The 18,523-nt window shown below is 68.5% G+C and carries 19 protein-coding genes and 1 pseudogene; 17 read left to right on the top strand and 3 right to left on the bottom strand.

Going from position 1 to position 18,523, the window contains the following annotated elements; translation table 11 throughout:
* Nucleotides 1-174 precede the first annotated feature (174 nt).
* From CEK29_RS16615 to cpaB, 6 genes are all read left to right on the top strand, one after another.
* A complete protein-coding gene (locus CEK29_RS16615) occupies nucleotides 175-981 on the top strand; it encodes an MHYT domain-containing protein (protein ID WP_094858748.1) in 807 nt (268 codons plus the stop codon).
* Nucleotides 982-1,140: 159 nt separating this feature from the next.
* On the top strand, nucleotides 1,141-1,317 hold the full coding sequence (locus tag CEK29_RS16610) for a Flp family type IVb pilin (RefSeq protein WP_094802289.1): 177 nt from the start codon (nucleotides 1,141-1,143) through the stop codon (nucleotides 1,315-1,317).
* A 132-nt stretch (nucleotides 1,318-1,449) separates the two neighbouring features.
* The gene (locus CEK29_RS24145) at nucleotides 1,450-1,974 is read left to right on the top strand and encodes an A24 family peptidase (RefSeq protein WP_255176177.1); all 525 of its coding nucleotides are present in this window, start codon (nucleotides 1,450-1,452) and stop codon (nucleotides 1,972-1,974) included.
* Nucleotides 1,941-2,366 (top strand): TadE/TadG family type IV pilus assembly protein, encoded by a 426-nt coding sequence (locus CEK29_RS16600; RefSeq protein WP_249279127.1) that lies wholly within the window; start codon nucleotides 1,941-1,943, stop codon nucleotides 2,364-2,366. Before CEK29_RS24145 ends, CEK29_RS16600 begins: the two co-directional genes overlap by 34 nt.
* Before the next feature lie 2 nt (nucleotides 2,367-2,368).
* A complete protein-coding gene (locus tag CEK29_RS16595) occupies nucleotides 2,369-2,845 on the top strand; it encodes a TadE/TadG family type IV pilus assembly protein (RefSeq protein ID WP_094858745.1) in 477 nt (158 codons plus the stop codon).
* Nucleotides 2,842-3,801, top strand: coding sequence for a Flp pilus assembly protein CpaB (gene cpaB, locus CEK29_RS16590; protein ID WP_094858744.1), 960 nt, complete (start codon nucleotides 2,842-2,844; stop codon nucleotides 3,799-3,801). Before CEK29_RS16595 ends, cpaB begins: the two co-directional genes overlap by 4 nt.
* Before the next feature lie 6 nt (nucleotides 3,802-3,807).
* Here the strand turns inward: cpaB and CEK29_RS24140 are convergent, their stop codons facing one another.
* Complete coding sequence (locus CEK29_RS24140) at nucleotides 3,808-3,936, bottom strand: hypothetical protein (protein ID WP_255176198.1); 129 nt, start codon at nucleotides 3,934-3,936, stop codon at nucleotides 3,808-3,810.
* Here CEK29_RS24140 and CEK29_RS16585 point away from each other — a divergent pair.
* From CEK29_RS16585 to CEK29_RS16535, 11 genes and pseudogenes are all read left to right on the top strand, one after another.
* Nucleotides 3,926-5,240, top strand: a pseudogene (locus CEK29_RS16585) (type II and III secretion system protein family protein). The gene CEK29_RS24140 and the pseudogene CEK29_RS16585 sit on opposite strands and share 11 nt — an antisense overlap.
* Entirely contained in the window at nucleotides 5,237-6,577 is a 1,341-nt protein-coding gene (locus CEK29_RS16580; protein ID WP_094802284.1) for a pilus assembly protein CpaE, read from the top strand. The pseudogene CEK29_RS16585 and the gene CEK29_RS16580 overlap by 4 nt, the downstream one beginning before the upstream one ends.
* Nucleotides 6,578-6,593: 16 nt before the next feature.
* Nucleotides 6,594-7,961 carry a CpaF family protein gene (locus CEK29_RS16575; RefSeq protein WP_094802283.1) on the top strand — a complete coding sequence of 456 codons (1,368 nt, stop codon included), beginning with the start codon at nucleotides 6,594-6,596 and terminating at the stop codon, nucleotides 7,959-7,961.
* Complete coding sequence (locus CEK29_RS16570) at nucleotides 7,961-8,881, top strand: type II secretion system F family protein (RefSeq protein ID WP_094802282.1); 921 nt, start codon at nucleotides 7,961-7,963, stop codon at nucleotides 8,879-8,881. Before CEK29_RS16575 ends, CEK29_RS16570 begins: the two co-directional genes overlap by 1 nt.
* 6 nt (nucleotides 8,882-8,887) lie before the next feature.
* A complete protein-coding gene (locus tag CEK29_RS16565; RefSeq protein WP_094858743.1) occupies nucleotides 8,888-9,892 on the top strand; it encodes a type II secretion system F family protein in 1,005 nt (334 codons plus the stop codon).
* Complete coding sequence (locus tag CEK29_RS16560) at nucleotides 9,889-10,944, top strand: tetratricopeptide repeat protein (RefSeq protein ID WP_094858742.1); 1,056 nt, start codon at nucleotides 9,889-9,891, stop codon at nucleotides 10,942-10,944. The genes CEK29_RS16565 and CEK29_RS16560 overlap by 4 nt, the downstream gene beginning before the upstream one ends.
* Before the next feature lie 24 nt (nucleotides 10,945-10,968).
* A complete protein-coding gene (locus CEK29_RS16555) occupies nucleotides 10,969-11,439 on the top strand; it encodes a DUF3613 domain-containing protein (RefSeq protein ID WP_094858741.1) in 471 nt (156 codons plus the stop codon).
* A gap of 16 nt (nucleotides 11,440-11,455) precedes the next feature.
* Entirely contained in the window at nucleotides 11,456-13,690 is a 2,235-nt protein-coding gene (locus tag CEK29_RS16550) for a pilus assembly protein TadG-related protein (RefSeq protein WP_094802277.1), read from the top strand.
* A 15-nt stretch (nucleotides 13,691-13,705) separates the two neighbouring features.
* Nucleotides 13,706-15,127: a sigma 54-interacting transcriptional regulator gene (locus tag CEK29_RS16545; RefSeq protein ID WP_094802275.1), complete on the top strand. Its 1,422-nt coding sequence runs from the start codon at nucleotides 13,706-13,708 to the stop codon at nucleotides 15,125-15,127.
* A gap of 119 nt (nucleotides 15,128-15,246) precedes the next feature.
* Entirely contained in the window at nucleotides 15,247-15,972 is a 726-nt protein-coding gene (locus CEK29_RS16540; protein ID WP_094802273.1) for a DUF2968 domain-containing protein, read from the top strand.
* 126 nt (nucleotides 15,973-16,098) lie between these two features.
* Nucleotides 16,099-16,575, top strand: a complete 477-nt coding sequence (locus CEK29_RS16535; protein ID WP_094858740.1) for a DUF1178 family protein — start codon at nucleotides 16,099-16,101, stop codon at nucleotides 16,573-16,575.
* A 107-nt stretch (nucleotides 16,576-16,682) separates the two neighbouring features.
* Here CEK29_RS16535 and efp read toward each other — a convergent pair whose 3' ends face one another.
* The gene (gene efp / locus CEK29_RS16530; RefSeq protein ID WP_094802269.1) at nucleotides 16,683-17,240 is read right to left on the bottom strand and encodes an elongation factor P; all 558 of its coding nucleotides are present in this window, start codon (nucleotides 17,238-17,240) and stop codon (nucleotides 16,683-16,685) included.
* A gap of 176 nt (nucleotides 17,241-17,416) precedes the next feature.
* Complete coding sequence (earP, locus tag CEK29_RS16525) at nucleotides 17,417-18,520, bottom strand: elongation factor P maturation arginine rhamnosyltransferase EarP (protein ID WP_094858739.1); 1,104 nt, start codon at nucleotides 18,518-18,520, stop codon at nucleotides 17,417-17,419.
* Nucleotides 18,521-18,523 lie beyond the last annotated feature (3 nt).

Raw genomic sequence — 18,523 nt, 5'->3', positions numbered from 1 at the left:
AATGCCCGGGTAAACCCCAATGCCAAACGAATGTTAATAGATAAGACTAGAAAAACATTTAAAAACACGGTGGGCAGTTCTTTTGCGTCGAAGCTTTTCGATCGCGGCCAAACGGAGTAAACATAAATGAAAGTGCGTGGTTCGATTGCGTCCTTCGTTTAATCCGGAGCACCCATGAATCCCGGAGATATCGTTCCCCTAGCGTTTCACAGCGGCCTGTTCCTCTTGTCGTTTGTGATCGCGCTGCTGGGCTCCTACGTGGCCCTGAGCGCTGCCGCGCATATTCGCGACAGCGTGCGCGACGGGGAATCCTGGCGCGGATACGCGGTGATCGGCGCGCTGGCGATGGGCGGGATCGGTATCTGGGGCATGCACTTCATCGGCATGCAGGCACAGAACCTGCCTTTCGATGTGGAGTATGCGCTGGTGCCCACGCTGATCAGCGCGCTGGTCGCCATCGTGTTTTCGGGCGCGGCGTTCTGGTATGTGGGAGGGCGACCCTTCTCGCTGTTCCGCTGCGCGGTGGCGGGCCTGCTGGCCGGGCTGGCAGTGGCGGCGATGCATTACATCGGCGTGAGCGCGATGCGCATGCCGGCGTTTTTCCGCTGGGACACGCCGCTCGTGATCGCCTCGGTTTTGATCGCGGTCGGCGCGGCGACGGCGGCGGTATGGCTGGCCTTCAACGTGCAGCGCGAGTGGCAGCGCATGGTCGCCGCCGTGCTGATGGCCGTCGCGGTTTGCGGCATGCATTACACCGGCGTGGCCGCGGCCACGGTGGTTTGTACGACCGGCGGCACGGGTGATGGCCTGCACGTCGGCGGTGTCTCGTTGCCCTACGTGGCATTCGGCGGCGCCATTCTGGTTCTCATCGCGATGCGCTGGCAATTGCATCGCAGCTACAAGCGCTACCAGGCGCGGCTGTCGCAACGCATGGACGCGTTGCTCAACGACGGCCGGGCCCCGGGAGCGCCGGTGCGTTGAGCAGCACCACGGCGAACGTATACGCATAAAAACAAGCTGTATAGCAACACCGCAGGACGCCCGACCCGGCAGACGCCGGCGCGGGCCACGTAGCGCCGCAGTCTTGGCTGCAGGTGTTTTTTGACTGTCGTTGTTTCTCTTGTTTTTAGGAGGTGCCACATGCTTGAACACGTCAAATCGTTCTGGAAAGACGAAGAGGGCGCCACCGCGATCGAGTACGGCTTGATCGCGGGGCTGGTTGCCGTCGCCATCATCGCTGCGTTGATCGCGTTGAGAGAAGACATCGTCGCCCTGTTCGGCCGGATTGGAACGGCGCTGGACGGCGCCGGTACCTGATGCGCGTACGGTAAGTCGCGATGGGCCCGGGCAAGCGCCCGGCTCATTCGCGCAATTTTCGAGAGCACGTATTACGGGCGCGAGCGCGCGCTGCTTTGCGCGCGCCTTTCGCGACCCACCCAATAAGCTGGAGTGCCCCGATTGTTGAAGGAGAACATGTGGTGGCTGTCGTTCCTGGCCTTCAACACCCTGGTCGTGTATTACGACATGCGCTGGCGCCGCGTGCCCAACTGGCTCACGGCGGGCGCGGCTTTGGTGCAGGTCGGATGGCTGCTGTTCGCGACATTCAGCGGGCAGCCCTGGCCGGACTATGGCGCGCAGAGCTGGGGCGACGCGTTGCTTGCGTTCGGCGCGAGTTTCGCCTTCGTCTACGCCTGGCATATGCGCTGGATGGGCGCGGGCGACGTGAAGTATCTGGCTGCGCTCGGCTTGTGGGTCGGTTTTTGGCCATGGGCGGCGGTCGTGCTCTTCGGCACCGCGCTGTGCGGTCTGGGCGCGCTCTGGTACTACAGCACGGGCATCGCGGGCGGCATGAAGGGCCTGCGCATCCTGCCCATGGGCGCGGCGGCCGGTCTGGTCGCCTGGAGCGGGGCGCTTATGCCGTCGAGTTCGCCCTTGTGTTCATGGTGTTCTTCCTGGTTGCTTACGGTCTTCTGACCTGGGGCCTCATCTTCGCCGCCCAGCAATCCATCAATTTTGCCGCCGATGAGGGCGCTCGCGCCGCGCAGCGCTGGCAGGCCATCGGCGCCTGGGCGCCGCGCGCCGAGAGCGCGCAGGCGGCAGCCGCCGTGCAGGCGGCCTGGGTCTCGTCGATGGGTGGCACGGCCACGCGCGTGGCCGTATGTGGTGTTTCCGGCCGCTTGAGCGGCACGGGTAATTGCAGCGGCATCGCGCTGGCGCCGGACCAGATCGAAGTCGTGGTGCGCTACCCCTACGGCAACGCGCCGCTCCTGCCTACCTTGCCCGGCATGGCACTCGTCATGCCCAACGAATTGAGCGCGCGCGCCTCGGTGCGCCTGGGCGGCGCGCTGTCGCAGGCCGGGAGCTGAACATGCCGCCCCGGTCTCCCCGCCTGCTACCGATGCGCCGCCAACGCGGCGTCGCGGCCATCGAGTTCGCGCTCGTCATCACGCTGCTGCTCTTCATCCTGTGCGGCATCATCGGGCTCGGTTCGCTCTTCTGGGCGCAACAGAAGCTCACCAAGGCGGTGGGCGAGGGCGCGCAGGTGGCGCTGCAGACCGGGCTTGCCGGCTCCATGAATTCGAACGCCGCCTGCACGGCGGCGCGCCAGGAAGCCAGCTGGCTCGCGGTGAGCTGCGCGGTGACCGTCGCGAACTGCCCCTGGGCCGATGTCAACGGGGTGGTGCAGCGTTGCGCACGCGTCTCGCTGTCATACAACGCGGCCGACTGGCCGCTGCTCGGCATGATGCGCACGCTGGCCGGGGCACTGCCCGGCGGCAACAGCTGGCTGCCGACGTCGCTGAGCGCACTGGCCAGCGTGCAGATACCTTCCGGATCCTCACCATGAGTCTCACCGCCAAAATCGTCGCGGGTCTGTTCATCCTGGTTGCCCTGGTGTTGGGCTTCTTTGCCATTCAACTCGCCACGCGCCCGGTGCCGCCGCCGCCCGCGCCGGTCTGGCCCGTGCAGGTGCAGAACGCCGCACCGGCCGAGCCCGAGGTGCAGACCTTCCCGGTCCTGGTGGCGGCCAGCCGTATCGAGCCGGGCGTGCCGATCGCGGCCGACAAGCTGAAAGTCGCCCAATGGCCGGTGCAGCCGGGCGGCGTGGAGACGGATCCCAAGCAGATCGAGGGCAAGGTGCTGCGCAAGGCCCTGATGGCCGGCGAGCCGGTGATGAGCGCCGATGTGATGCGCGGCCTGGCCACCTATCTGGAGCCGGGCGAGCGTGCGGTCACGATCGCGGTCGACGAACTGTCCGGCGCGCAGAATCGGATCCAGCCGGGCGACCTGATCGACGTGTTTCTGCTGATGGAGCGCAGCGCCGAGGTGCCCGGCACGCAGACCCGTCTGCTGCAGTCGCGCGTGCGGGTGCTGGCCTACGGCGCGGATGCCGTGTCGGGACCGGGCGCCGCGGTCGATACCAACACGCCGAACGCGGCCGTCGCGCGCAACGCCATTCTTGCGGTGCCGGTCGAGCAGGTCAACGAGCTGTTGCTCGCCTCGCGCGCCGGCAAGCTGCAATTGGTGCTGCGCTCGCCGGGCGACACCGACATGCCGGATCCTTCGCTGTTCCCGCGCCGCGCGCCCGTGCTGAACGCGCGCGCGGGCTTGACGCCGGTGCAGCAGGCCAGCGCACGCGACGGCATCAATGCGGCCTTCGCGGGCGATGCGCTGCCGCAACTGGCGGGACCGGCGCCCGAGCCGCCGCCGCAGCAGGCCGCGCCGCGTTCGCCGCGTCCGGCCGGGGGCGGCCGCAGCGTGGAAATCATTCGAGGCGGAGACATCTCCACAGTCACTTATTGAGTGTGATCACGGAATCATGCGCGCGCCGCTTCTCGGTGCGCGTGAGCAGAAACAGGATTCGGAACGCATGAAGGTATCGGGGATGAGCAGGAAGATCGGGGTAGGCATCTGGCTGTCGGCGGGAATGGTGGCCATGTCGGGTCACGCCTGGGGGCAGACACCGCCGCGCGGACCGTCGCCCGCCGCGCCGCCTGCGGGGGCGCAACAGCCGGCCGCGCCCCGCATCAGCGAGCTGATGGTGAGCGTGAACGGCCAGCAGCCCCTGGGCCTGGCGGGCGCGCCCACGCGCATCGCGGTGGGCGATCCCAGCGTGGCCGATGTCAAAGTACTGACGGGCACGGCAGGTGCTGGCGAAGTGCTGGTCTACGGCCGCAAGGCCGGCACCACCGAGCTGCGCGTCTGGACCCGCGGGGCACGGGACCCGCAGGTATGGCTGGTCCGGGTGATTTCCGACGCACAGGCCGCGCTCGTGCGGCGTGGCGTGCAGCCCGGCGTGAGCGTGGATACGGCCGACGGCCGCGGCGTGATCACCGGTACGGCGCCTTCCGCCGATGCGCATCGCGCGGCGGTGCAGGCGGCCGGTGATCCCCGAGACCCTCGTCGACGTGTCGCAGATCGCCACGAGCGGGGTGGTGCAGGTCGAAGTGAAAGTCGTGGAAGTGTCGAAGTCGGTCATGAAGGACATCGGCGTCGCGTTCAATGCGGGTGGCGGCCGGGTATCGGCCGGCGTGTCGTTGCTGCCGCAACTCAGCGGATTCCTGGGCGGCATCAGCTACAACAGCAGCGACTTCAACGCCACGCTGCGCCTGCTGCAGAGCAACGGCATGGCGCGCATCCTGGCCGAGCCGACGCTGCTGGCCCTGTCCGGTCAGAGCGCGAGCTTTCTGGCGGGCGGCGAGATTCCGATTCCGGTGGCCGGCGGCCTGGGCACGCAGACCATCGAATTCAAGCCCTTCGGCATCGGGCTCACGGTATCGCCCACGGTCATCTCGCGCGAGCGTATCGCACTCAAGGTCGCGCCCGAGGCCAGCGAACTGGATTACACGAACGGCATCATGATGTCGAACACCGACGGCTCGCTCACCACGATTCCGGCCCTGCGCACCCGCAAGGCGGACACCACGGTGGAGCTGGGCGACGGCGAGAGCTATCTGATCAGCGGCCTGGTGTCGCGCCAGACGAAGGCCAACGTGAACAAGATTCCGCTGCTGGGCGATCTGCCCATCATCGGCGCATTTTTCCGCAACGTGCAGTACTCGCAAGAGGACAACGAGTTGGTGATTGTGGTCACCCCGCGGCTGGTCCGGCCCATTGCGCGGGGAGTGACCCTGCCGATGCCGGGCGAACGCCAGGAAGTGAGCGATCGCGCGTCCACGGCTTGGGGGTATTACTTGCTCGGCCCCATGGGAGGTCAGCAGATGCCGGGTTTTTCACGGTGACGAATATGAAGACACACGCCCGAGAATGGGTTGCTCTCGACAAGAGCACCTGCTTTCTTTTCTGCACCAGCAACAACAACGTGGCGCAGCAGTTGGGTCAGGCCATCGGTGATCTCGGCCTGTTGACGCAAGAGCTGCCGCCGCTCGATACGCTTGCGCGCCGCATTGCGGATATCAATCCGCAGGTGGTGTTTCTGGATTTCACGGCCGATGCCAACGAGCCGGGCAAGCTGCTGATGGCGGCCGATCTGGCGCGCATCCTGGCGCGCGTGGCGCCTTCCGTGCCGCGCGTCGCCGTGGGCTACCTGGCCCAGCCCGATGGCGCCATCGCGGCGCTGCGTGCCGGTGTGAGCGACTTCGTCGATCCCTCGGTTTCGCCCGAAGAGGTCCGCGGCGTGGTGCAGCGCCTGATTTCGAACCGGCGCGGCGAAGGCGGCGGCACCGACGCCACCCATCGCAGCGTGCTGGTGCTGGGCGCGCGGCCCGGCGTGGGCGCCAGCACGCTCGCCGTGCATGCGGCCGGGCTCGGCCAGCACATGCTCGCGCAGGCCGCCGCGACGCGGCAGCACGGCGCGGCCAAGGCGGCCCGCGGTGGCGACCTGATGGCCACGCAGTTGCCGCTGTCCGATCGCGTCGGCGTGCTGGACCTGGGCTGGCCGGTGGGCGACTGCCTGCTGTATCTGAACATCAGCAGCGAGTTCGATTTTGCCGAAGCCGTACGCAACCTGCGCCGTCTCGACGGCACCTTGCTCAGCTCCGCCATGGCTCACACGGCCGCCGGCGTGAGCGCGCTGGCCTTGCCGCGCGACGTGGCGCAGATGCGCGCGCTGTCGCCGTCCGACTCGCTCATGCTGTTCGAACGCCTGCGCCAGCATTACGGCATGCTCATCACCGACGCCGGCGGCTTCTCCAATCCGGAGTTCGTGGCCAAGCTGGTGCGCGCGTCGCAGGAGACCTGGCTGGTCACCGACCAGAGCGTGAGCGCGCTGGTGTCGCTCGCCAATGTCCTGCAGGAGCTCGATCAGCACCACGTCGAGCGCGCCTCCGTCAAGCTCGTGGTCAATCGCTACGACGAGCGCTATGGCATGACCGCCAGCCAGATCGCCGAGCGCTTCGGCATCACGCTGGCAGGCACTTTGCCCGATCGCACCTTGCCGCTGATGGTGTGTACCAACCAGGGCCGCCTGCTGCACGAGCAGGCCGAGCGCGACGTCTACGTGCGCGCGGTGCAGGCGCTGATCGATCGCGTCATGTCGGACAACATGGGGCCGAGCGCGCGCCAGGGCTGGCTCGCGACGTGGCTGCCCGGTGTGCACAAACGCGTGAACGTGGTTTGACCAAGGTGGAGGCATCATGATCATGTCGGCATCCATGGAATTCGGCTCCGGCGCACCGGAAGGCGAGTTCACCGGATCGCAGCGCTTCCAGGACGTGAAGAGCCAGGCGTACGAACACCTGCTGTCACGGATCGAGGAGCTGGGCGCCGAGTTCGGCCGCTGGACCCGCCAGGCGATCCAGGAGTTTGTCGACATCGAGGTCGCGAGCTTCGTGCGCATGCGGCGCGTGGCCATCAACGAGGGCGAGCTCGGCCAGATTTCGGCCTCGCTGACCAAGGAGCTGGCGGGGCTCGGGCCGCTCGAAGACCTGCTCGCGGATCCGGCCGTCGAAGACGTGCTGATCAACGGCTACGACAACGTGTTCGTATCGCGCCGCGGCGTGCTCGCGCGCGAGTCGCTGCGTTTCACCGACAACCAGCACGTGCTGCGCATCGTGCGCCGCATTCTGGCGCCGCTGGGCCGGCGGCTGGACGAGTCCAGCCCGATGGTCGATGCGCGGCTGCCCGATGGCGGACGCCTCAACGTCGTGATCGAACCGCTCGCGGTCGATGGCCCGATGGTGTCGATCCGGAAGTTCCGCCAGGATCCGCTCAAGCCCAACGATCTGCTGGCGCTCGGGTCTTTCAACGAAGACATCTTCCGCCTGCTCAACCTGGCGGTGCGTCATCGCTGCAACATTCTGGTGTCCGGTGGCACCAGCTCGGGCAAGACCTCGCTGCTGAACGCGCTGGCGTTTTTCATTCCCGAAACGGAGCGCGTGGTCACGGTCGAAGACACGGCCGAGCTCTCGCTCAATCACCCGCACGTGGTGCGGCTGGAGTCGCGGCAGGGCGGGTTCGATGGTTCCGGCGCGGTCAGCATCCGCGATCTCATCCGCAACAGCCTGCGGATGCGCCCCGATCGCGTGGTGGTGGGCGAAGTGCGTGGCGCCGAGGTCATGGACATGCTGCAGGCCATGAACACCGGCCACGAAGGCTCGATGGCCACCATCCACGCCAACTCGCCGCGCGAGTGCCTGTACCGGATCGAGATGCTGGCCGGCTTCGCGGGCTTTCAGGGCAGCGAGGACAGCCTGCGGCGCCAGATCGCGAGCGCGCTCGACTTCATCGTGCAGATCGGCCGCTTGCCGAACGGCAAGCGCCGCGTGGTGTCCGTGACCGAGGTGACCGGCATGGGCGACAACGTGATCGCCACGCAGGAGCTCTATCGCTACGAGGCCTACACCACGCCCGACGGCGAGGACAAGGACAACTGGGTGAGCCTGGGCATCAATCCCCATACGCCCAAGCTCGCGCGCGTGCGCGACGAAGTGCGCGGCATCACGGCGGCGCCGCCCGACGAGCCCGAAACGGGCGGTGGCGGCTTCTGGAGCCGGAGACGCTGATGAACGCGTTGCTGCTCGGGTCCCTCTCGCTGTTGTTGCTGGCCGGCGCACTCATCGTGCTGCTGCGTGCCAGCGCGGGTGCCCGACGCAGCGCCACGTCGGCCTATCTCGATGCGCGTCTGGATCAGGGCAAGGGCGCCACCGCGACTGCGGCGAGCGCCGTGCTGATGCAGCCGATCCGGCGCGGCGGCAATGCCTGGTCGCGCCTGTTGCTGCTGGCGGGCGAGCCCTCGAGCCAACGCATTTATTTCGTGCTGCTGGCGCCGCCGCTGCTGCTCGCGCTGGTCGCGCTCGTGGCGGGCGGTCCGGCTGCCGCGCTGGCCTGCTTCGCGCTGGTGCTGCTGCTGGGCTACTTCCGCCTGTGGCACAAGGCCGATAAGCGCAAGCGCCGCATGGTGGCGCAGCTGCCCGAGTTTCTCGAGGCGGCCGTGCGCCTGATCGTGATCGGCAACAGTGTGAGCTCGGCGTTTCAGTCGGCCACGCGCTCGGTCGACCAGCCGCTGCTGGAGGTGGTGCAGCGGGCCGACGCGCTGGCGCGCTCGGGCAAGGAACTCGACGTGGCGCTCGCGCAGGTGGCGCGCCAGTATGGCCTGCAGGAGCTCTCGCTGGTGTCCGCGGTGATCTCGCTGGCGCTGCGCTTCGGCGGGCGCAGCGATCAGGTGCTCGAGCGCATGGCGGGCTTCATGCGGGATCTGGAAGCGGCCCGCGACGAACTCACGGCGCTGTCGGCCGAAATCCGCCTGTCGGCCTGGGTGCTGGCGTTGTTGCCGGTGGGGGTGTCGCTCTTCATCATCATGTTCAACAACGACCTGTTCATGAACATGTGGAACGATCCGCTGGGCTTTCGCATGCTGGTCGTCGCGGCCGGCCTGCAGATCTGCGGATCGTTCTGGCTGTATCGCATGGCGCGCGGGGTATAGACGGCCATGGCGATGATGCTCAACGATCCCGTCGCCCGCTGGCTGCTCGTCGGCGCCATCGTTGCGCTGATGGTGGGCTGCCTGATCGTGGGCGCCGCGCTGATGGCGCGCGTGGGGCGGCAGGGGCGCAATCTGCGCACCGTCGAACGCGCGCTGGCCGCGCGGGAAGGGCGCGCGCTGCCGGTCGAGGAGGCGCCACGCACGCCCCGGGCGCACATCGAGGCCGTGACGCACGCGGCGAGCGATGCGGGCCTGCGCATGGGCGCGGGACGCCTGGGCGACTCCCTGTTGGCCGACGAAGACCGGCGGCTGGTCGAGGCCTGCGGTTTCGCGGACGTGGCGCGCGCGCGCGGGCTCTTCATCGCCTCGCGCGTGTTTCTGGTGCTGGCGCTGCCGATGTCGCTCTGGATGCTCGCCGATGCGCGCTGGCCCGACATGGGCTGGGCCGGCATCTCCGCCCTCATGTTCTTCGGCTTCGCGTTGGGGTGGATGGGGCCCAAATGGTGGTTGATGCGCCGCTGGTCGCAGCGCCGCCGCCAGGCCGGCCAGGAGCTGCCACTGTTGATCGACCTGATGCGGCTGCTGCAGGGGGTGGGCCTCTCGCTGGATCAGAGCATTCACGTGCTGGTGCACGACTTTCGCGTGGCGATGCCGGTCATCGGCCAGGAGCTGCGCGTGGCCGCCGAGGCCCACACACGCGGCCGCACCCGCGAGCAGTCGCTCGCGCGCCTGGCCGACGGTTACGACAACGACGACCTCACGGCGATCTGCCGGCTGATGGTCCAGATCGACAAGCACGGGGGCGCGGTCCAGGAACCGCTGGCGCGCTTCAGCGAGCGGGTGCGCGAGAAGCGCAAGCTCGACCTCAAGGCCAAGGTGGCGAAGATGACGGTGAAGATGACCGGCGTGATGGTGATGACGCTGTTGCCGGCGCTGCTCATCGTCACTGGCGGATCGGGTTTCATCGCCGTCATCCGAGGCCTGTCGCAGATTGGAGGAGGCAGTCCATGAAACAACATGACCGATTCGCGCCGTGGGCGCGCATCGCGATGGCGGCGGCGGCGCTGGGCGCGCTGACCGCCTGCCAGACGTCGCGCGTCGAAACCGCGCAGCAGCTCATGCGCGATCAGCAACGCGAACAGGCCCTGGCCCAGGAAAAGGCCGACGAATCGATGCGGCGCAATGCCGCGACGCCGCCCGAGGTCGCGCTCTCGCTGATCCGCGAGTCGCAGCGCGATGGCCGTTACTTCGCCTCGCTTGCGTACATCGATGCTTATCGGCAGTCGTATGGCGAAGGGGGCGAGGTGGCGGCGTTGCGTGCCGACGCGCTGCGCATGACCGGCCAGCCCGCGGCCGCCGAACAGGCGTACCGCGCGCTGCTGAATGGCGATCAGGCCGCGCGGGGCTGGCATGGGCTGGGCCTGCTCGCCGGTGCACAGAACAACTTCGAGGATGCGGCCGACAAACTGGGCCGGGCGGCGCGGATGCGCCCCACCGATCCGCAATATCTGGGTGACCTCGGCTATGCGTTGTTGCGCGCGGGCGATCCCGCCGCCGCGCGCGTGCCGCTGGGTCAGGCCGCCGAGCTCGACCCGGGCAATGCCCGCATCATCGGCAATCTCGCGCTGCTGTTGCTGGTGAGCGGCGATGCGCTCGCGGCGCATCAGGTGATGGACCAGGCCGGATTGTCCGAGCCGGCGCGCGAACGTGTCGTACAGCTCGCCGACGAAGTCCGGCAGGCGCAACGCCAGAGCGCCGTCGCGCCGCCGCAGGCCATCGCGGCCGTGTCTATGGTGCCGGGCCGCGACAGGCCAGGCCGCGACGGGCCGGGCCGCGACAGGCCGGGCCGCGACAGGCCGGGTGGCGATGCGACGGGGGCCGATGCGGCCCGGGCCGACGCGGCCCGCCCGTCCGTGCGGCAGGTGGATGCCAGCGGCCGCGCGGTCGCCGATGCGTCCTCTTCCGCCGCCAGCCCGGTCTCCGCCGCCATGCCCATGCCGGTCCTGCAACGGCCGCTGCTCGACCGGATGGGCAATCCCGCCGCGGGCGCGGCCACCCCCTGACCTGAACGCATCGTGAGGCCTCTCATGCATCGATCTCCGCTTTCCCTGGCCGCCGTGCTTGCGAGCGTGCTGATCTGCGGCCCGGCCGCGGCGCAGCTGCGTGCACCGCTCACGCCGCCTGCGCCCCCCGCGGCCTCCGCCGCCACGCCGGTGGCGCAGGCCACGCCCGTTCCCGCGGCCGGTCCCGCGACGACGGTCCCGCCGCCTCCGGCCGACGCCAGTGCGGCGGTGCGCCAGGTGCCGTCGCAACCGGCCGCCGCTCCCGCCGCTCCCGTCGCTCGCGCCGGCGCGGACGATCTGGACCGGCCCGGCGCCGTGACCCGTGCCCTGATGGCCGCGCAGGCCGACGGCCGGCGTGCCGGACCGGGCCTGCCGCTGCAGGGGCCGGTCGCCAGCGCGGCCTGGCAGCGCTATATCCAGAGCTTCGAGCAGCCGCTGCCGCAGTGGTTCGGCACGCGCATCGAGAACAAGTCCGGCTCGGGGGGCGGCGGCTGAGCCCGCCCGCGCCATCATGGGACCGCGCCGCTTCCGCACGCCGGCCGCCGGGCAACAGGGTTCGATCCTGATGCCCGCGGCCCTCGTCATCCTGATCGGGCTGGTGCTGTTGGGCGGCGCGCAGCTCGGCTACTTCTATTACATGAAGCGCGAGCTGCAGAAGGCCGCGGACCTCGCCGCGCTCACCGCCGCGCAATTGCTTGGGGCGGGCGCGCAGGCCAATTGCACGGCCGCCTCGGCCGCCGCGAATGCCAACGCGCGCGCCAATCTGGGCGCCCATGCACAGACCACCAACGTCGCCAGCACCTGCCACCGCTGGGACAGCAGCAACGCCTCGCTCGCACCGCGATTCATCCGGCCGATCGCGGCCGGAGAGCGCTACAACGCGGTACGCGTGGCGCTATCGATGCCGGCGCCTGCGCTGGTGCCTTACCTGGGCGGCACCACGATTTCGGTCGAGGCGATCGGGGCGCGGCCCGGCGAGCCCGTCGCGGCCTTTTCCGTCGGCACCAAGCTGATCGCGGCCAAGCCCGGCGTGCTGACCAATCTGCTCAGCCAGGTCGGCCTCAATCTGAGCGGCACCTCGCTGGCCGGTTACGACAGCGGGCTGGCCAACGTGAAGATCACGCCTGCCGGGCTGCTGCAGGCGCTCGGCATTCCGGTGCCCGCCAATATCTCGCTGGCCGATTTCAATCAGCTGCTCGCGGCCAACACCCGGCCGCTGGGCGACGTGCTGAACGCGGTCGTCACCGTCGCGGGCCGCAATGAGCTGGTGGCGGCCAACGTGGGCCTGTTGCAGGCCATACAGACCAAGCTCGGGGTGTCCAACCTGCAGGTCAAGCTGGGCTCCACCACACCCGGCCGCAACGGCGCGCTCTTCGCCAACATCACCTCGGGTGACGCCAGCTCCGCGCTCAATCTCGAGCTCGATGCGCTGCAGGTGCTGTCCACCGCGATCGGGGTGGGCACCGGCGGCCATGCCGTGCAGGGCGGCACCGCCGTGAGCCTCGGCGGGCTGGTCACTGTGACGCCGCGCTTCAGCGTGATCGAGCCGCCCTCGATCGCCATCGGCGGCGTGGGCACCACCGCCTATTCGGCGCAGGTGCGGGTGTACGCGCCGATCCAGATCTCCACGGCGTCGCTGCCACCTCCGATCAGCTCGCTGCTCAAGGTCTCGATCGACCTGCCGATCACCCTGGATCTGGTGGACGGCCATGGCACGCTGACCCAGCTTTGTCAGCGCCGTGACGCGGCGAATCGCGATCTGGCCAACATCGCGGTCACCTCGTCCATCCTCAAGCTGTGCGTCGGCGGTCCGCCGCCGGGTGCGCCGGCCAACTGGCCGTTCTCGACCAGCGCGAGCTGCGAGCAGGGCCTGCAGCCCAAAAAGCTGCTCAGCGTGGCGCTGCTCGGTGCCGAGCTCGCGTCGGTGCAGCCGAATCCGCCGCTGGTGATCAACGCGCTGCCGGCCAACGGCGCCGCCGATTTCTATGTCGGGCAGACGCAATCGGTGCCGGCCACCGACAATCCGCTCCTGCTCGGGACCACCGTGAAGAACGTCACCGATGCCTTGCTCGGCGCCTTGCTCGGCAATTCGCTGCAGGCGGGCGGGAATCTGCCGGGCGGCACCCGGACGCAGGTCATCGACAAGCTGGCGCAGGAGCTCTGGAACGGCACCGCCACGGCCGCCTGCACCGATGCGATCACGGCGCAGCAGAACGCGACCGGCTTCGGCTGCCGCAGCTCGCGCACGCAGGCCGCGCTCAACCAGATCAAAGACGCCCCGACCAATCTCAGCGGCTTTCTCACCGGCCTGCCCAACACCACCGCCAATCTGTTGACCAGCCTCGTGACCCTGAATGTCAGCGGTCTGCTGGGCAGTGTCGGGGGGCTGGTCAACAACCTGGTCGGCACCGTGGTCAAAACGCTGGGCGATGTGGTCGGCGCCTTGTTGCCGACCAATCAATGCACCACGCGCATTCTGGGCATCCCGATCGGCGGCACGGTCGCGGGCTGCATGCAGCAGATCAGCAATACGCTGGCCGCCACGCCCACCGCCGGCGGCCCGCCCAACGTCGTGCTGGGCCTGGTCGGCTTCCTGCTCGAGATGCTGCGGCCCACGCTGGATCAGATCGGTACGGGGCTGCTCAAGCCGCTGATCGAAAACGTGATCGGTCTGCGCGTGGGCCAGACCGACGTGCATTTGATGTCGATGGATTGTGATGGAACGGGAGTCCAGCTTGTCTACTGATCGCCGGAGCCGCTCATGAGCGAAACCCTGCTCAACGATGGCCTCGACCTGTATGTCTGGGAAGGCACCTCGGATATCGCCGCGCGGGCCGAGCGCGCGCTCGCGGGTTACGACGCGACGCTGATCCGCGCCGAGGCCGGTCTGACCTTCGCGGCCGACCGGGACCGCGCGCGTCCGGCCGTGGCGCTGGTGTCGGTCACGATGATGGGAGATGCGCGCTTCGCCGGCTTCGACTGGCTGGCCGCGCAGGGCATCCCCGTGATCTGGGTGGCCGGCGAAGTGCGCAGCCACGACCCGCGCTTCTACCCGCCGGAATATTCCTACACGCTGCCCCTGGGCTTCACGGGCGCCGAGCTGCGGCGGTTGCTGTTCCGCGTGGCCGGCATTTCGCAGAAGGCCAACGAGCCCGAGGCGCCCGCGGCGCCCGCCCTGGTCGCGGTGTCGCCGGTGATGCGCGACCTGCTCGACGAAGCCCGCATGTTCGCCGACGTGCGCGCCAACGTGCTGGTGCATGGCGAGACGGGCGTCGGCAAAGAACGCGTGGCCCGGCTGCTGCACGATGACGCCTCCTGGTCGGACGGGCCGTTCGTGGCCGTGAACTGCGGCGCCATTCCCGAGGGTCTGTTCGAGGCGCATTTCTTCGGCCATGCCAAAGGCGCCTTTACCGGCGCGGTGGGCGCGCACAAAGGCTATTTCGAGCAGGCCCACGGCGGCACGCTCTTTCTGGATGAAATCGGCGATCTTCCGCTCTATCAGCAGGTGAAGCTGCTGCGCGTGCTCGAGCAGAGCACGGTCACGCGGCTGGGCTCGTCCACCGAGATTCCAGTGTCGTTCCGGCTGGTGGCGGCCACCAACAAGGATCTGCGCACGCTGGTGGCGGAAGGCGATTTTCGCGCCGACCTGTACTACCGGCTCGCCGTGATCGAGCTGCGCATTCCCAGCCTCGAAGAGCGCGGCCCCGCCGAGAAGCGCGCGATTTTCCAGGCGCTGCTGCAACGTCATGGCGTGTCCGAACACGACGAAGTGCCGCCCTGGCTGCTGCAACGAATCGAGCAGATGCAGTTCGCGGGCAACGTGCGCGAACTCTCCAATCTGGCCGAGCGGGTGGCCATCATCCGCCGTCAGTTGCGTGGCTGGGATCCGGCGCGCATTGAACTCGTGCTCAACCGGCACGCGCGCCAGATGCCGCCTGCGCCCGCCACGCCACGCGCCACCCCGGAGGCGCCGCCCGCCGCGGCGCAGGCCGCGCCGGTCTACAGCCCCGCCGAACGCAGCGAACGCGAACGCGTGCTGGCCGCGCTCGAGGCCAACGGCTGGCGCCGCCAGGACACCGCGCACGCGCTGGGCATCAGCCGCAAGGTGCTGTGGGAAAAGATGCGCAAATTCCGGCTTGGCGAAACCCAGGGCGAGCCGGTGGACGGCATGGCCGACTTCTAAGGCCGGTGGCGCGCGTAAATGCGGGAATAACCCAGGAAAACCCGTGGCATTTGGGTGCGATAATTCGCAATCTGTTGCTATAGTTCCGAACTTACTGCCTAGGGGTAGGGGATAAAAAAGTGGAAATCCAACACAGGGGTGCAGGTATGCGCCTGATGCTCGCTGGCCTGTTCATCACGGGTCTGGCCGGTTGCGCCAGCACTCAGCCGGCCCCCGAGCGCCCCGCTGTCCAGCAGGTCGAAAACAAAGACGCGGCCAATACGCCCGTCACGCCTCCGGCACCGGCACCGGCACCCGCGCCGGCGGCCCCCACGCCGCCTCGCGCCAGTTCCACGGCTACCGAGCTGCAAGGCATGATCCAGAGCCGTCAGGTCTCCGAGCTGCGCACCAGCTATAACGGCAACTACGGCGCCAGCCTGTTGTTCCGCCCCGACGAGCTCACCTATTACGTCGCGCTGTTCCAGCAAAAGGATTTCTGGCAGGTCTACAAGACCAAGTCCGCGCAGCAGGCCGAAGCGGTGTATCGCAGCTTCGTCGCCCGCTCCGCCGATCTGGCCGAGGTCGACATCCGCCGCATCCGCATGCAGGCCGACTACACCCAGGCCGAAGCCCAGCTCGCCGCGCGCAACGCCGAGCTCGCCTCGCTGCAGGCCGATCGCCAGCAGCGTCAGCAGCAGGAGCAGCTGGTCGCCGAGCGTCAGGCACAGGCACGCCAGGAAGCCCAGGCCCTGGCCGACCAGAACAAAGACGTCCGCGAGCAGTTGCGTGCGTTGCAGCGTCAGATCGACGCGCTGCAGGCCGAGCAGGCCCGTCTCTCCGCGCCCAAGGCGCGCGCACCGAAGTAACATGACCCGAGCGGTGGGGGCTTTGCCACCCGCCGCTCCTCCCGCCGCGATCCACGCGCGGGCAACGCGCTACGGCGCGCCTCGGCTGGCGCGTCCGGCCTGGCCCGACCACGGGCCCTCCTCATCATGGCTTTCAAAGTTTTTGACCTCGAATGCGACCGCGGCCACCTGTTCGAAGGCTGGTTCGCCTCGCATGACGACTACGACGCGCAACAGGCGCGCGGCCTCGTGGCCTGCCCGGTCTGCGACTCGCGCGGCATCGTCAAGCGCCTGTCGGCACCGCGCCTGAACGTCGCGCATCTGCGCGACGCGGCGCCCGCGCCCGCGCCGGCCGCCGCGCCGTCGCGGCCCGGCGCACCGCCGCTGCCTCCCGAGCTGGCCAAGCTGCAGGCCGAAGTGCTGCGCCAGGTGCGGCAATGGGTGCGCAATACCGAAGACGTGGGCCCGGGCTTCGCCGCCGAGGCCCGCCGCATCCACGACGGCGAGGCCGATGACCGGCCCATTCGCGGCACGGCCACGGCCGACGAACGCGCGGAGCTGGCCGAGGAAGGCATTGCGGTCATGACCGTTCCGACCTTTCTCGACGACGACCAGCTGCAATAAGCGCCGCGGCCCCGCCGCCTCACCCGAGCCGTTGCGAGACACCAAAGAAAAAGCCCGCGCTGCCGTAAGGCAGGGCGGGCTTTTTCGCCGCGAATGCGGCAGCCGGATCAGTTGACGCGGCTGCGGTATTCGTTGGTGCGGGTGTCGATTTCGATCTTGTCGCCGATGGCGCAGAACAGCGGCACGCTGAGCTCGTAGCCGGTGTTGATCTTGGCGGGCTTGAGCACCTTGCCCGAGGTGTCGCCACGGACGGCGGGCTCGGTGTAGGTGATTTCGCGAACCAGGATGGTGGGCAGTTCGACCGAGATGGCGCGGCCGTCGTAGAACACCACTTCAACGGGCATATCTTGCTCGAGGTAGTTCAGGGCGTCGCCCATGCTCTCGGCTTCGATTTCGTACTGGTTGTACTCGGTGTCCATGAACACGTACATCGGATCGCCGAAGTACGAGTAGGTGCACTCTTTGCGCTCGAGCATGACCACGTCGAACTTTTCGTCGGCCTTGTACACGGACTCGCTGGCCGAGGCCGTCAGCAGGTTCTTGAACTTCAGCTTGACGACGGCGGCGTTACGGCCGGACTTGTTGTATTCGGTCTTCTGGACCACGAGGGGATCCTTGCCGACCATGACCACGTTGCCGACTCGCAATTCCTGAGCGGTTTTCATCGATTAAAACTCCGGGGGTGATATGGCGCACTCGCCGTGCTAGCGCGCAATCGGTTCGGCTGCCAGGTAGGCTGGCCGTACACCGCATGCGTGCCCCGGGAGGCTGTCAGTGAGTCTGTTGCGCCCGGCATGCCCGGATTGATCACCAGGATGGACGCCGCAGAAAACTGTCTATTCTAGCGCGTCTTGCTTAGATCAGTACAGAAATCGGCCAGTGTGTCCCCCAAATCGGGGAGCGCGGCCTGCGCTTTGTCCCACTCCCGGGCCGTCTTTTCCCAGGCCTGCCAGGGGCCATCGGCCAGTGCCGCACCGGCGAGCGTCGCCACGTCGGTGGCGGCGGAAGCATTCCAGGCCTGCATCAACGCCCGCGCGGGCGCCGGCAGATCGTAGCGCGCGAGCCACGCGTCGAGCTTGGTCAGGTGCACCGCGTCCTGCTGCGGATAGATCTGCCACAGAAATGGCCGGCCCGCCCAGGCCGCCCGCACGAACGAATCCTCGCCGCGCACCAGGTTGAGATCGGCCAGCCACAGCAGGCGGTCGAAATCGGGTTGAGGCACGAAGGGCACGCGCACGATGTCCAGGCCGGAAAGCGCGACACCGTCCAGCGCGGGCGCCACGCCCTGCGGCACGAGCAGGATCGCGCCTTCGGGCAGCGCCGCCAGCCCCCGGGCCAGGTCGGCGGCCGGGGCCTGCGGATAGCAGAACAGCGTGGCCAGACGCGCCCCGGCATGACGGCGCGCGATCACGGATTCGGGCACGCCGAGGCGCCGCAGAAACTCGTCCTGGGCCGGGCGATCGGCCTGCCACGCGTCGCGCGCGGCGCTCAAGCCCGGCTCGCGGATGAGCCCGCCGGTGGCCGCCGTAAAGCCCGGAAAGAAGAAGTGCTTCACCAGACCGCTGGGTTGCTGCGAGGGCAGGCCGTGGCAGCTCTCGACCCAGGCCTCGGCGCTGAGGTATTCGAGATTGATCCACACGGGGTGCGTGGCGCGCATGGCGGCGATGAACTCGGCGGGCGGATCGCAGGCAAACGCCTCGATCACCACATCGCCGGGGTCGAGCTCGGTCAAGGGCTCGCGCCAGTGGCGCACCGCGATGTTCTGCAGTGTCTGGGTCGCGAGCGCCGGCTGCACGCCGGGCTCGATCCGGGCGAACGCATCGAGGTCGTCGACCCACAGCCGCACCTGCCAGCCCCGGCCGTGGGCGAGGCGGCGCGCCAAGCGCCAGCACACGCCGATGTCGCCGTAGTTGTCGACGACACGGCAGAAGATGTCGGCGCGCATCGC

The organism is Bordetella genomosp. 5 (genome assembly GCF_002261475.1).
Classification (GTDB): Bacteria; Pseudomonadota; Gammaproteobacteria; order Burkholderiales; family Burkholderiaceae_B; genus Bordetella.
The sequence above is the reverse complement of the archived record's forward strand: the minus strand, read 5'-3'. Positions and strand labels throughout refer to the sequence as shown.